Annotated in this window: 15 protein-coding genes; 10 read left to right on the forward strand and 5 right to left on the reverse strand. The window is 71.3% G+C overall.

Annotation, left to right across the window (positions count from 1 at the left end; all coding sequences use genetic code 11):
• Both ABZU76_RS30355 and ABZU76_RS30360 read left to right on the forward strand, forming a co-directional pair.
• Positions 1-2,406 (forward strand): glycoside hydrolase family 2 TIM barrel-domain containing protein, encoded by a 2,406-nt coding sequence (locus ABZU76_RS30355; RefSeq protein ID WP_354875416.1) that lies wholly within the window; start codon positions 1-3, stop codon positions 2,404-2,406.
• 66 nt (positions 2,407-2,472) lie between these two features.
• A complete protein-coding gene (locus ABZU76_RS30360) occupies positions 2,473-2,781 on the forward strand; it encodes a helix-turn-helix domain-containing protein (RefSeq protein WP_354875418.1) in 309 nt (102 codons plus the stop codon).
• Positions 2,782-2,816: 35 nt separating this feature from the next.
• On the opposite strand, the gene ABZU76_RS30365 is transcribed toward ABZU76_RS30360, so the two are convergent.
• The 3 genes from ABZU76_RS30365 to ABZU76_RS30375 form a co-directional block, all read right to left on the reverse strand.
• Positions 2,817-3,509 carry a TetR/AcrR family transcriptional regulator gene (locus tag ABZU76_RS30365; RefSeq protein ID WP_354875420.1) on the reverse strand — a complete coding sequence of 231 codons (693 nt, stop codon included), beginning with the start codon at positions 3,507-3,509 and terminating at the stop codon, positions 2,817-2,819.
• A 222-nt stretch (positions 3,510-3,731) separates the two neighbouring features.
• Positions 3,732-4,730 (reverse strand): zinc-binding alcohol dehydrogenase family protein, encoded by a 999-nt coding sequence (locus tag ABZU76_RS30370; RefSeq protein WP_354875727.1) that lies wholly within the window; start codon positions 4,728-4,730, stop codon positions 3,732-3,734.
• A 105-nt stretch (positions 4,731-4,835) separates the two neighbouring features.
• Positions 4,836-6,344 (reverse strand): glycoside hydrolase family 30 beta sandwich domain-containing protein, encoded by a 1,509-nt coding sequence (locus ABZU76_RS30375; protein ID WP_354875422.1) that lies wholly within the window; start codon positions 6,342-6,344, stop codon positions 4,836-4,838.
• 312 nt (positions 6,345-6,656) lie between these two features.
• Between ABZU76_RS30375 and ABZU76_RS30380 the strand changes: the two genes are divergently transcribed.
• The 6 genes from ABZU76_RS30380 to ABZU76_RS30405 all read left to right on the forward strand — a co-directional run bounded on the left by ABZU76_RS30380 (position 6,657) and on the right by ABZU76_RS30405 (position 10,386).
• Positions 6,657-7,469: an LLM class flavin-dependent oxidoreductase gene (locus ABZU76_RS30380; protein ID WP_354875424.1), complete on the forward strand. Its 813-nt coding sequence runs from the start codon at positions 6,657-6,659 to the stop codon at positions 7,467-7,469.
• 158 nt (positions 7,470-7,627) lie between these two features.
• Entirely contained in the window at positions 7,628-8,014 is a 387-nt protein-coding gene (locus tag ABZU76_RS30385) for an STAS domain-containing protein (protein ID WP_354875426.1), read from the forward strand.
• Positions 8,015-8,048: 34 nt separating this feature from the next.
• The gene (locus ABZU76_RS30390) at positions 8,049-8,546 is read left to right on the forward strand and encodes a hypothetical protein (RefSeq protein ID WP_354875428.1); all 498 of its coding nucleotides are present in this window, start codon (positions 8,049-8,051) and stop codon (positions 8,544-8,546) included.
• A gap of 179 nt (positions 8,547-8,725) precedes the next feature.
• Positions 8,726-9,151, forward strand: a complete 426-nt coding sequence (locus tag ABZU76_RS30395) for an STAS domain-containing protein (RefSeq protein ID WP_354875430.1) — start codon at positions 8,726-8,728, stop codon at positions 9,149-9,151.
• Between the two features lie 91 nt (positions 9,152-9,242).
• On the forward strand, positions 9,243-10,145 hold the full coding sequence (locus ABZU76_RS30400; RefSeq protein WP_354875432.1) for a TIGR03619 family F420-dependent LLM class oxidoreductase: 903 nt from the start codon (positions 9,243-9,245) through the stop codon (positions 10,143-10,145).
• A gap of 55 nt (positions 10,146-10,200) precedes the next feature.
• Positions 10,201-10,386: a hypothetical protein gene (locus tag ABZU76_RS30405; RefSeq protein ID WP_354875434.1), complete on the forward strand. Its 186-nt coding sequence runs from the start codon at positions 10,201-10,203 to the stop codon at positions 10,384-10,386.
• A 228-nt stretch (positions 10,387-10,614) separates the two neighbouring features.
• Here the strand turns inward: ABZU76_RS30405 and ABZU76_RS30410 are convergent, their stop codons facing one another.
• Together ABZU76_RS30410 and ABZU76_RS30415 are read right to left on the reverse strand one after the other, a co-directional pair.
• On the reverse strand, positions 10,615-11,148 hold the full coding sequence (locus ABZU76_RS30410; protein ID WP_220241218.1) for a bifunctional nuclease family protein: 534 nt from the start codon (positions 11,146-11,148) through the stop codon (positions 10,615-10,617).
• An 85-nt stretch (positions 11,149-11,233) separates the two neighbouring features.
• A complete protein-coding gene (locus ABZU76_RS30415; RefSeq protein ID WP_354875436.1) occupies positions 11,234-11,965 on the reverse strand; it encodes a GAF and ANTAR domain-containing protein in 732 nt (243 codons plus the stop codon).
• 217 nt (positions 11,966-12,182) lie between these two features.
• Between ABZU76_RS30415 and ABZU76_RS30420 the strand changes: the two genes are divergently transcribed.
• Entirely contained in the window at positions 12,183-12,635 is a 453-nt protein-coding gene (locus ABZU76_RS30420; protein WP_354875438.1) for an ATP-binding protein, read from the forward strand.
• Positions 12,632-13,417, forward strand: a complete 786-nt coding sequence (locus ABZU76_RS30425; protein ID WP_354875440.1) for a SigB/SigF/SigG family RNA polymerase sigma factor — start codon at positions 12,632-12,634, stop codon at positions 13,415-13,417. Before ABZU76_RS30420 ends, ABZU76_RS30425 begins: the two co-directional genes overlap by 4 nt.
• Positions 13,418-13,503: the final 86 nt, after the last annotated feature.

The following is a 13,503-nucleotide window of genomic DNA, read 5'->3' on the forward strand; positions in this document are numbered from 1 at the left end:
ATGGCGGAGGAAAAACCAGGGGGCACGGCTGTCCCGAAGACCGGTCACGCCCGGCGCACGTTCCTGCTCGGCGCCGGCGCGGCCATCGCGGCCTCGGGCGCGCTCTCGGCCGCGCTGCACCAGCCCGCGCCGGTCGAGGCGACGAGCGGGTTCGGCGCCGACTGGCTGTTCGGCCCGTTCGTGCCGGGCTGCACCGAAGTGGACTTCGACGACCGGTCCATGACGCTGGTGTCGGTGCCCCACTGCGTCACACCGTTGTCGTGGGAGGGCTGGCACCCGAACGACTGGCAGCACCTGTGGGTGTATCGCCAGCACTTCTTCGTGCCGCCGCAGCTGCGCAAGAACCGTGCGTTCCTGCGGTTCGACGGGGTCCTCAGCGCCACCACCGTGTTCCTCAACGGCCGCCGCGTCGCCTCGCAGAGCGGCGGCTACCTGCCGCTCACGTGCGAGATCACCGGGCTGCTCACCGGCTCCGACAACGTGCTCGCCGTGGCCGTCGACGGCCGCTGGCAGCAGGACACTCCCCCGGACCTGCCCGAGTACCCGAACCCGACGGCCATCGACTTCTACCAGCCGGCCGGGATCTACCGCACCGTCAACCTGTACGGCACCCCGCAGGCCTACTTGTCCGATGTGTACGCCCAGCAGATCGCCGTGCTCACGCCCAACCGCGCGGTGGTGGTGCACTGCACGGTCGACGCGGCGAAGGCGGTGAAGGGACCCGTGCGGCTCACGGCGACGCTGAGCCAGGCCGGCACGGAGATCGCCACCGCGGTCACCGACATCACGGGGCTGCGCAAGGGCGAGACGAACACGACCGTCACACTCGAAGGCCTCGACGCGGTGAAGCTGTGGGACGTCGACGAGCCGGAGATGTGCGACGTCCTGGTCACGCTCTCGGTGGCCGGGCGCAAGGTCCACACCTACCCCGTGCGCACCGGGCTGCGCGACGCCCAGTTCACTGTGGACGGTTTCCGCCTCAACGGCCGCCCGCTCAAGCTCTTCGGGCTCAACCGCCACCAGTGGTACCCGTTCGTCGGCGGCGCGATGCCCGAGCGCGTGCAGCGGCGCGACGCCGAGATCCTCAAGAACGAGCTCAACGTCAACATGGTCCGCTGCTCGCACTACCCGCAGTCGCCCGCGTTCCTCGACGCGTGTGACGAGCTGGGCATCCTCGTCTGGGAGGAGCTGCCGGGCTGGGACCACGTCGGCGACACCGCGTGGCAGGAGCTCGCGGTGCGCGACGTGCACGACATGATCGTGCGCGACCGCAACCACCCGTCGATCATCGTGTGGGGCACGCGCGTGAACGAGACGCTCGGCCAGTACACGCTCTACGGCAAGACCGACCAGCTCGCCGCCGAGCTCGACCCGATGCGGCCGTGCACCGGCGCGGTCGCCGGGCAGAGGGGCTACGTCTCGCCGCTGTACCCGGTGAAGGAGAACGGCGGGGTGTTCTCCTTCAACGACTACAGCCGTCCGCCCTCGCGCAACGCGCCCCCGCCGCTGCGCCCGCCGCGCCGGGGCGTGCCGTACCTGGTGAGCGAAGCCGTAGGCACGCTCGTGGGCGCGCCGTACTTCCGCCGCACCGACGCCGCCGACGTGCAGCGGGAGCAGAGCATGCTGCACGCGTGGGTGCACGAACAGGCCGCGGCCGACCCGCGCTACTGCGGGCTGATCGCGTGGTGCGGTTTCGACTACCCGTCCGGCTGGTACCACTCGCTGCGCGGGGTGAAGTACCCCGGCGTGGTCGACTTCTTCCGGATTCCCAAGCTGGGCGCGGGTTTCTACCGCGCGCAACGGGCCCCGGCGCGCGGCGCCGTGATCGAGCCCGCGTTCTACTGGGACTTCGGGCCCGGCTCGCCGCGGGGCGGACCCGGCCGCAACGCGCTGATCTGGTCGAACTGCGACCAGCTCGTGGTCACGGTCGCGGGCCGGCGGCCGGTCACCGTGCACCCCGACCGGGCGCGGTTCGGTCACCTGAAGCACCCGCCGTTCCTGGTGAACCTCACCGTGACCGGGAAAGGGCGCCCGGACCTGACGATCGAGGGCCGGGTGAAGGGGCAGACGGTGCTGCGCCGCAGGTTCAGCGCCGACCCGGCGTTCGACACGCTGGCCGTGGCCGCGGACGACGGCGCCATCACCGCCGACGGCCAGGACACCACGCGCGTCACCCTCCGGTCGGTGGACCGCTACGGCGCGCCGCGCCCGCACGCCCGAGGGGTGCTCAGCGTCGCGGTCGACGGGCCGGGAGTCCTGATCGGCGACCCGTTCCTGGACTTCGGTGCCCTCGGCGGTGCGGCGGCGGTCTGGATCCGCTCGATGCGCAACACGCCCGGGACGATCACCGTGACCGCGTCGCATCCGTTTCTGGACACGGGATCGGCCACGATCTCCGCGGTCTGAGCCACTCGCCGGACACGGGTACCATCGGCGAGGACGCCGGAGTGACACAGAAAGCCGGGAGGCGGCATGGCGCGGACGCTGACCCACACGAATCCGGCCGAGGTGACGTTGCAGCAGGCACTCGACGCGCTGACCGATCCGGTGCGCCGCACGATCCTGCGCGAGCTCTCGGACGGGCCGGACTTCTCGCGCGCGTGCGGCACCTTCGACCTGCCGGTGTCGAAAGCGACGGCGAGCCACCACTTCGCGGTGCTGCGGTCCACTGGACTGCTCGAACAGCTCGACCGCGGACCGCGGCGCTACAACCGGCTGCGGCGCTCCGAGTTCGACGCGCGCTTCCCCGGCCTGCTGGACCTCGTGCTCACCGAGCCCTGAGCCCCCGGCCGGGCGATCCGTCCACTTCGGACTCGTCAGTCGCGGGTCAGGCCGTCGAGCCACTTCAGCAGCAGCTGTGTCTCCTCCGTGCCGAGCGTGGTGTCCTCGGTACGCAGGAGCGCGGCGAGCTGCAGGGCCGCGGTCGGCAGCGGCGCTGCCGAGCTCTCGGTCTCCTCGGTGCCGTTCTCGGGCGTGAGCAGACTGTCGTGCACGGCGTCGCGCACGCGCCGGGACAGTTCGGGATCGGTGTACACGTCCGGCTGGGTGACCATGTTGAGCGCCACCCCGATGTTCGCCGACATCACGCGCTGCGCGGCGGCGTCCGGGTCGACGCGCAGCCGGCCGATCGCGGCGCAGCGCACGAGCACCTCCCGCAGCAGCCGCAGCGCTTCCTGCGCGGCGCTGGGGATCTCGGTGAACGCCGGGGAGTACATCAGCCGGTAGACGGCCGGGTGCTCCTGGGCGAAGGCGATGTGGGTGTCCCAGCCGTTCTTGAGGTCGGCAATCGGGTCGGCCGACGGCTCGGCCGCGCGCTTGGTGGCCAGGTAGCGGTCGAACCCGTGGTCCACGACGGCCGAGAGCAGGCCGTTCTTGTCGCCGAACAGGCGGTACAGCATCGGCGCGCCGACCCCGACCGCCTCGCACACGGCGCGCGTGGAGATGTCGCGGTCGGGCGAGGCGTCGAGCAGCTTCTCGGCGGCCTCCAGCATCTGGGTGCGGATGTCCATGCACCCAGTGTAGCTCAGATATCCCGCTCACGTAGCACTGTTACGCACGTCATAGCGTCGCTACGGATTATCTCTACCAACGATAGAGCGGCTCGGGCCACACCCCGGGAACGAGTGCGGCCCGGCGCGGTCACGAGGTGACCGGCACGCTCGAAACCCCGCCCGTGAGGCGGTGGGAGCGGGCGTCGAGGTCGTCGAACTCCTCGGGGTCGGCCAACACGCTCAGGCGCGAAGCACGGCGGCGCCGGTGAACCGGCCCGCGGCGAGGTCCGCGAGAGCTTGATCCGCGTCAGCCAACGCGTATGGACGAGTGGTCACTTCGAGGTGGTGACGGCCCGCGAAGTCCAGGAACTCCCGCGCGTCGGCGCGGGTGTTGGCCGTGACGCTGCGGACCTGCCGCTCCTGGAACAGGTGCCGCTGGTAGTTCAGCTCCGGCACGTCGGTGAGGTGGATCCCGGCGATCGCGAGCGTGCCGCCGCGGTCGAGCGCGGCGAGCGCCACCGGCACGAGCCCGCCCGCCGGCGCGAACAGGATCGCCGCGTCCAGCGGTTCAGGCGGCGAGGCGTCCGCGGGACCGGCCGAAGCCGCGCCCAGCTCGAGCGCGAGCTCTTGCGCCGCCCGGCCGCGGGTCAGCACGTGGACCGTGGCGCCCCGCGCGAGCGCCACCTGCGCCGCGAGGTGCGCGCTGCCGCCGAAGCCGTACAGACCGAGCCGGCCGCCCTCGGGCACCTCGGCCCGCTGCAGCGCGCGGTAGCCGATGAGCCCGGCGCACAGCAGGGGCGCCAGTTCGTCGTCGGTGTACCCGGCGGGCAGGTGGTGGGCGTAGGCAGCCGGGACGACCGTGTACTCGGCATACCCGCCGTCGGCGTCCCAGCCCGTGTACCGCGACTGCGGGCACAGGTTTTCCGCGCCCCGCAAGCAGAACTTGCACTCGCCGCACGTGTGACGCAGCCAGGCGACACCGACGCGGTCGCCGAGTGCGAACCCGCTCGCCGTGGCCCCCTTCGCGACAACCTCACCGACCACCTCGTGCCCCGGGGTCATCGCCGGCCGGTGCACCGGCAGATCACCTTCGGTGACGTGGAGATCGGTGCGGCACACGCCGCACACCAGCACCCGCACCAGCAGCTCGTCCGGCGCCGGTTCGGGGACCGGGACGCTCGAAAGGCGCAGCGGGCCGGTGCCGATCGGGCCCGGCGTGGTGACGCGCCACGAGCGCATGGTCGCGGGCAGACCCGTCATGACCGCTCCTTCGTCCGGGACCCCGAACGTACCGCGCGCGACGCGGGGCGGCGGGCTCTCCGCCGCCCCGCACCACCCGGTCGGTCAGTGGCCGCTCCACTGGAAGGTGACGGTGGCGCCGGCGCCCACGGTCGCGTCGAACGAGCGGTCACCGGAGACGACGGTGAACTTCTGCTCGGTCTTCGCGGTGTTCAGCGCGACCACCGTGGTCGAGCGGTCGGGGTTCGTGAACGCGACCGCCTCGATCGGCGTGCTGCTGCCGCTGGTGTAGACCACGGACGAGGCGATGTGCACCGAGCCCGGCGGCACGAACTTCGAGAAGTGCTCGATGTCGCGGTATTGGTCGTTGTAGGTCACTGCCTTCGTCTGCGAGTTCACGGTGATGGTGCCGTTGCAGGTGCCGCAGCCGCCCAGGTGCGGGCCGTGGTTCTCGTCGAGCGCGATGTTCCAGTCGATCGAGCTGCGGCCCCAGTTCTGCATCACGCCGAGGATCGTGGACGAGTCGCCGCCCTCGCACTCGGTCATGAAGATGTCCTTGCCGGGAAACGATGCCTTGAGTGGCGTCTGCGCGTCGGACGAGCCGTAGTAGCAGTGGTAGGCGGTGCCGGCCATCCACTTCGCGGCGGGGGTGGACAGCAGGTCGTACGGGTACTCCGGCTGCGGGTCCTCCCCTGCCCGCTGGTGCGAGGCGATGTCACCGGGGTGCTCGCTCCAGTTGTGGTCGAAGCCGAGGATCTTCGTGTCGAGCCCGGCGGCGCGGATGGCGGGGCCGAGGGCCTCGATCACCTTGGCTTCCTGCTGCCACGGCAGGTCGGTGCCAGGGTAGTTGTTGCGCTCCAGGGCCTGCGGCTCGTTCTGCACGGTCAGGTAGTCCACGTGCACGCCCGCCTTGCGGTAGGCCTGCAGGAACTTCGCCAGGTACAGCGCGTAGGCGCGGTAGATCTTCGGCGAGTCGATGAGCTTGCCGTCGATCATCGAGCCGGACGTCTTCATCCAGCCCGGCATGCTCCACGGGCTCGCGACGATCTCCAGCTGCGGGTTCAGCTTCTTCGCCTGGCGCACCAGCGGGAGGATCTGCGCCTCGTCGTGGGCGATGGAGAAGTGCTTCATGTCGTAGTCGGTCTGCCCGGCCGGCAGGTCGTCGTAGCTGTAGTCCTGGCCGACAGCGAAGTCCGACGCGCCGATGGGCTGGCGCAGGAAGCTGATGCCCGCGCCGGCGCGTGGGTCGAAGAGGTTCTTCATGACCTCGTCGCGGTTGCCCGGCGTGAGGCCGTAGAGCACCTGGGCCGACGAGTCGGTGATGGCCGCACCGAAGCCGGACACCGTCTGGAACTTCACGTTCGGATCGATGCGGACCGTCGTCGGCGCCGCCGCGGCCGGGCTCTGCCAGCTCAGCTGCGTGTCGACGGGCGTGGCGTCACCGGGGTTCGTGAGCCACTCGTGGACGGTCCGCGACACGGCGGCAGGGGCCTGGGCGGCGGGCGCCGCCGGCGTGATCTCGGGCCCGGAGGCGGCGGTCGCCGACCCGGCCGCCACGGTCACGGCGGCCGCCGCGGCCGTCACCGAACACAACACTCTTCGCAAGCGCGGCATGCAGATTCCTTCGTTTCACGGGGAAAACCCAGCGGACACGGCACCTGATCGGCACCGTGGGGAACCCGTGCCCGCGTTGGCGGCCGCGTCCGGGGTCCGCACCGACACAACCAAACCGCGGGCGCGGTGACAAGATCCCCGCCCCGGTTTCCCATCGTTGGGGCGGTTTGTCCGCACGTCCGGCCCCTCCTCGTGCCGCTGACCGGCAACCGCGCGCGCGGGTTCCCGTTGTCGGGCAAGGCAATTCAGCCCACTGAACGCGGACTCGTTACGGTGGCCCGATTCCCGCAGCGCCGACGTGAGGAGACCCCGGTGAGCACCCTGCGCCACGGCCTGTACCTGCCGCCGTTCGGACCGTTCGGCGACCCGGCGGTGCTCGTCGAGCTCGCCGTGCGGGCCGAGGCCGCCGGCTGGGACGGGGTGTTCCTGTGGGACCACGTCGTGCCCGGCGCGCCACCGATCGCGGACCCGTGGACCACGCTCGGCGCGATCGCCCAGGCGACAAGCACGATCCTTCTCGGCCCGATGGTCACTCCCCCGGCGCGGCGCCGGCCGTGGGTGCTCGCGCGGCAGGCCTCGACCGTCAGCCGCCTCTCGCACGGCCGCCTCGTCCTCGGCACCGGCCTCGGCTCCGACGAAACCGGCGACTTCAGCCGCTTCGGCGAACCCCTCGGCCCCCGCTCGACGAAGTTCGACGAGGCCCTGGCGGTCGCCCGCGCGATCTGGTCGGGCGCCGCGGTGCACCACCGCGGCGAGCACTTCCACGTCGACCTCGACGCCGGCGCACCCGAACCGCACCCCATCCCCGTCTGGACCGCGATGTCCACCGACCACCCGCGCGTCCTCACCCGCGCCACCACGGGCGACGGCATCTTCCCCCTGGCCGGCCCGCACCCGCCGCCGCCGGACGAGCTGGCCCGGCTGGTCACCGCCGTGCGCCCTGCGGGCCGCCCCTTCGACGTCGCGGTGGCCGGCAACGCCAGCCCGGCCTGGGACCAACCCCCGACGGTCGACCTCGGCGCCCTGACCGAGGCGGGCATGACCTGGTGGCTCGAATCCCTGATCCACTTCGACCCGCTCGACCTGTCGTTGGCCGTCGTCGACGCGGGACCGCCGCGCCGGTGAAGCCTCGGACTGCCTGGCGGGGCCGGGGCTGTTACGTTCGGAAGAACCACGGTTGAGCACCCAGCCGTCACCAGACCCTGTCCCGGCCGCAAGCCGGGCACCCGGCCTGCTGGGTGCTCATCCGGCCCGGCGGGCCCGTGACCGCGGAGGGAACCGTCATGACCGACGATCTCAGAGCGGCCGGCGCGCGACGCCTGCCCACGCTCCACATCACCACCACGACCGCCGCCGGCACGACGGTGGTCACGGCCGCCGGGGAGATCGACACCGCGGTGTCGGACGCGCTGCGCGACGAGCTGGTCGCGGCCCTGGAAGCCCGCCCCGACGTGCTCGTCGTGGACCTGTCCGAGGTGCCGTTCTGCGACTCCAGCGGCCTTTCGGTGCTGATCGACGTCCGGGGCCGCGCGACCGAGGCCGGCATCCCGTTCCGCATCGTCACCCAGCAGCGCGGCCTGCTGCGCCCGATCGGGTTGCTGCACCTCGACTCGGTGCTGGAAATCCACCCGAGCCTGGACGCGGCCACCGGTACCGTCCCCTCGTCGTAGTGCGAGGCCGCGGCAGTGGGCCTAATGTCCTCACATGAGCGATCTGCCGCGGTTTCCCGAGGACTCCACGCCGCCTTCCTTCTCCGGCGAACCCCCACGTCCGGCCGTGCCCAACACCATCACGGTCGCGTTCTGGGCGTTCGTCGCCTCGACCGTGATCGGCATCGTCGCCGCTCTGCTGCTCTTCGGGCAGAAGGACGACCTCGTCGACGCCGCCCGCCGCACCAACCCGAACCTCAGCCAGGACGCGCTCAACCAGGCCGCGAACATCGCGCTCATCGTGGCGGTCGTGATCGCGGTCATCATCGCGCTGCTGTACCTGCTGTTCGCGGTGAAGCTGCGCGCCGGGCGCAACTGGGCGCGGATCGTGCTGACCGTGCTCACGGCGCTGCAGGTCCTGTCGCTCATCACGGGCAACGGCGGCACCTGGCTGAGCTACCTCTCGGCGCTGGCTGCCGTGATCGGCGTTGTGTTCTCGTTCCTCGGCGACTCCAACGCCTATATCGCGGCGGGCAAGCAGGTTCGGAGGTAACAACTCCGGCGGCGGCTGGCGGCTCTAGTGCACGTGCACTACGCTGAGTCTTGGTTGAGCCACCAGCCGCCGCGATTTCACCGCGCTCCGGGAGCGTTGGCGCCGATCGGCTGGGATGACCGAACTCCGGCCCGGGTCGGCCGTGACCCGGGTGCGCGGTCTACGAGAGGCGGGCCGCGATGAGCGCCCTACGCCGCACGAAAGCTCCTTCCACCAGGGTCGGCCACGTCGACCCGAAACGCCTGCTCGACCTGCACGTCCACCGTCCCGTACCAGGCGTGTCCGTGGTGGAGGTGGTCGGCGAGGTGGATCTCTGCACCGCCCCGCACCTCGCCGAGGTCGTCGAAGCCAGGATCCGCAGCACGGTCGGCGTGGTGATCATCGACCTCGGCCGCACCACGTTCCTCGCCGTCGCCGGCCTGAAGGTCCTGCGCCGCATGCAGCTGCTGGCCGAGCTCCTCGACACCGATTTCTACGTGGACCCCGGCGACTCCCACCCGGCTCGCCGCCTGCTTCAGCTCATGCCACTCGGCTGCGAACGCCCCGGCGCCGCCGCGGGCCTTTCACCCGTCCACGTCCCCGGCCAGCGGCGGCTCACCACCTGACCGTTTCCCGGCACACATCCGTGGCCGCGAACCCGGGCTCCGATGCCAAGATCACCCCGGGGACCACCACCGCGGACGCCGGGAGAGCATCATGCGCATCGGTTTCACCCTGCCCCAGTTCGGCCCGTTCGCCGGAGACGGCTCGGGCGTCACCCGCTTCGCCCGGCGCGCCGAGGAGCTCGGTGCCGCGAGCCTGTGGGTCGGCGACCGTCTGCTCGCGCCGGTGCACCCGACGGTCGGGTACGGCGGCTCCGACACGATCCCGGCCGAGTTCGCCGTGCGGCTCGACCCGTTCGCGCTGCTGGCCGCCGCGGCCGCGGTAACCGAGCGGGTGCGGCTCGGCACCAACGTGCTCAACGCGCCCTGGTACCCGCCCGCTCTGCTCGCGCGCTCGCTCACCACGATCGACGCGCTCAGCGGTGGCCGGCTGGTCCCGGGGCTGGGCACGGGCTGGTCTCCTGAGGAGTACGAGGCCGTGAACGTGCCGATGACCGAACGCGGCGCGCGCCTCGACGAATGCCTCGACGCCCTCGAAGCACTGTGGACCACCGATCCCGCCGAATACCGTGGCCGGCACTGGACCGTGCCCGAAACCCACGACTCGTTCAAGCCGGTCCGCACGCCGCCGGTGTACCTCGCCGGGTACGCGCCGGCCGCGATGCGCCGGATCGCGCGGCGGGCGGCGGGCTGGCTGCCGGTGATCACGCCACCGGCCGAGTACGACCCGGCGACCGCGATCCTGGCGCCGCTGGCGGACCTGCGGCAACTGGCCGAGGAAGCCGGCCGTGACCCCGCGGAACTGGGCGCGATCCTGCGCGTCTACCCGCGGGCCGGCGCCGGCGTGGCCGACGTGGTCACGGTCATCGAGCGCACCGCCCAAGACACCGAGCTTCGCGACGTGTTCGTCGACCTCACCTTCACCGCGCGCAGCACCGACCACGCCCTCGAGCTCGTGGAGACGATCTTGGGGCAGACCTCCCACGAGCCCGCGTGACGCGTTCACCCTCCGTTGGTTGCCCGCCGGGGTCCGGAGTGCCGAAGATGTCGGGATGATCGAGCGCCACCACCACCGGCACGAGTCCGACGAGAACGACGGACTCGCCGAAGCCGCCCGGCACGCCGGCTTCGACCTCGGGACCGACGTCGCCCAGCCGGTGGCCGGGCACGAGCACAACGCCTTCGACGCGGAGGTCGACCTCGGCGTGGACGGCGAGCCGCCGGAGCTGCGCGGCTGACCGAAGATCATCACCGGGTGCGAAGATGGCCCCCGACCGGAGCCAGGTCGGGGGCCATCGTCTCGGGCCGGTGCGCTGTGCCCGCCTCTCGGCAGATCGCGCAACGCGGCGCCAGCCGGATGCCTGGGCAGCCGGACGGAACACCGCCTCGACGAGGGGTGAGCCCGGCGGACACAAAACGCATCGGCCGACTCCTTCAACATCACGAGCGGCGATCGCTATTCCCGCTCAGGCGGGCCCTGGTCCGGGGTCGCGAAAGTCGTCCGGGCTGACCTCGTCGAGCAGGTCGCGGAACTGGCGGATCTCGTCCTCGGTGCCCACGCCCGGCTCGCCGCCGAGCGCTTCGGCCGGGTCCTCGCCGCCGGCCACCGTCACGTCCACCGCGGCCTCGGCGAGCACAGCCTCGGCGACGTCGATGGGTGCGTGGGCGCGCAGCCCGACCGCGATCGCGTCGCTGGGCCGCGCCGACACGCGCACACCGTCCGAGAGCACCAGGTCGGCGTGGAAGATGCTGTCGCGCAGCTCGGTGACCTCGACGCTCGTGACTTGCCGGCCGAACGCCGACACCACCTCGAGGATGAGCTCGACGGTGCCCGGCCGGGCCGAGGTCACCTGCTCCTGCGCGGCGGCCAGTTCCTGCGCCTCCGGTGCGCCGATGGTGATGGCCAGCCAGCGGCGCTGCCCCGTTTCCTCGCGCAGCAGCACCACCGGCGCCACCTCCTGGGCGACGACGGCGAGACCCTGGACCCGCACTTGCACCATGTGGTTCACCCGCTTCCGGACTGAGATCCCCCTGGGGGACATACCCAGTGTCGCGCGCGGGCACGCGTACCCGCGCGGGGCGGGGTCAGGTAAAACTGGACACAGCGGCCACGAACTCGGCCGCCACGTCGTAGAGCTTGCGGTTTCCGTCCTGCGAACGCTTCACGAGCCGTTGGAAAGCTTCCTCGGCCGTGATGCGGTGAGCGGCCATCAGGATGCCTTTGGCCTGGTCGATGATGGCGCGCGTGTCCAGCGCGCGGTTGAGCTGGGCCACCAGCTCCTGCGCGTCGAAGTAGCGCCGCGCGCTGCGCAGGCCGAACACCACGGTGGCGGTGTAGAGCTCCAGGATTTTCACCTCGAGGTCGCTGAACCCGTGTTCACCGAACCCGAACAGGTTCATCGCGCCGCTGATGTCGCCGTCGACGGTGAGCGGGGCGGCCAGGAAGCTCGCCACGCCGAGCTCGTCGGCGGCCGAGGCGAACTGCGGCCACAGGTCGGCCACCGCGCCGACGCCGACCCGCACGGGCGCCCCCGTCTCGGCCGCGCGCAGGCACGGCCCGTCGCCGATGCGGTACTGCTCGCGGTCGAAGTTCACCGCGCGCTGGTCGGTGCTGGCGACGGTCTCCCCGACACCGTCCCGCACCAGCGTGATGCTGGCCATGTCTGCCCCGGCCACCACACCGACCACGTGCTCACAGACCGCCTGCAGCATCTGGCCGAGATCGAGTTCCTGGTGGTCGAGCATCGCGGTCAGCGACTCCATCGCCACGGTGACTTCGTCAAGCCGCGCGGATAGCCGTTCCTGGCCGCCGGTCATGTTTCCCAGACCCTTCTCTTGGGTACTTGAAGGGCGCTGCAGACCAGGCGAGACCCGGGCGCGCGCCACCACTGGCCGCTAGCGCTTTAACGGGTCCTCGGGCGACATTACTGCATCCCGATCACCTGTCCGACACGCGGTGCCGCTCCCTCTCACCACCCCGTACGAGTCGCGAAACCGAGGTGTCGAAGCCTGACCGAGTGGGTATGCGGGGGTCATGGAGAACGAAGCAGTCGGCAGCTCGCCGAGCCAAGGGATGCCGGCCGTCGACAACCTGCTCGCCGAGGTGGTCGAGCTGCGTCTGCCCGCCGAGACCGCGCAGATCCCGCTGGTGCGGATGCTGGCCCAGGCGGTGGCCGCGCGCGCCGACTACGGGCTCGACGCGATCGCCGACGCGAAGATGGCTGTCGACGAGGCGTGCGCACAGCTCGTGGAACTCGCCGACTTCGGCGAGACCATGACCTGCCGCTTCCGCGTGGCGCCCGAGGGCATCGCCATCACCGTGGAGACCCGCACCGGGCACGCGCGGTTGCCGAGCGAGCGCAGCTTCGGGTGGCACGTGCTCACGACGCTGGCCGCCGCCGTGTCGGCCACCAGCACCCCGGCTCGCGACGCCATCGGCAACACCCTGGCGATCCACCTCGAACTGGGCCCGGGGACGGCCAGGTGAACCAGCCGCCGATCACCCGGCGCCGGGACGAGTACGCCCACACGGTGCCGCTGTTCGAAGAGTTCGTCGCCCTCGACGCGGACGATCCGCGCCGCCCGCGCCTGCGCGAGCAGCTGGTGACGGAGTTCCTCCCGGTCGCCGAGCACATCGCCACGCGTTTCACCGGCCGCGGCGAGCCGCGCGAGGACCTCGTGCAGGTGGCCCGCATCGGGCTGCTCAACGCCATCGACCGGTTCACCCCGGATCGCGGCCCGGACTTCCTCTCCTTCGCCGTGCCCACGATCATGGGCGAGATCCGCCGCCACTTCCGCGACACCGGCTGGTCCGTGCGCGTGCCGCGCCGGCTCAAGGAACTGCACCTCGCCCTGAGCCACGGCTCGAGCGCGCTGTCTCAGACTCTCGGCCGCGCGCCGACGCCGACGGAACTCGCGGAGCACCTCGGGCTCGACGTCGACGAAGTCCACGAAGGTCTCATCGCCGGCAACGCCTACCAGACGCTGTCGGTCGACAAGCCCGTGCACGACGACGCGGAACCCCTCTCGCTCGCGGACACCCTCGGCGAGGAAGACGCGGAGCTCGAGCACATCGAAAACCACGAGGCCCTGGAACCGCTGCTGCGCGAACTGCCGCAGCGCGAACGCGCGATCCTCGTGATGCGCTTCTTCGGCGGTCTCACGCAAACCCAGATCGCGCACCGCGTGGGCATTTCCCAGATGCACGTCTCGCGCCTGCTGTCACAGACCCTGGAACAACTTCGCGGAAAACTCACCACCGACCCGTGAGCACGGTAATAACCGAAATCTTTTCACCGAGAACGCCGAAAACCGCCACACGGCAACGGAAATCCCGCATCGCAGGGCGCTGGTCC

It is taken from the genome of Amycolatopsis sp. NPDC005232, from assembly GCF_040607795.1.
Classification (GTDB): domain Bacteria; phylum Actinomycetota; class Actinomycetes; order Mycobacteriales; family Pseudonocardiaceae; genus Amycolatopsis.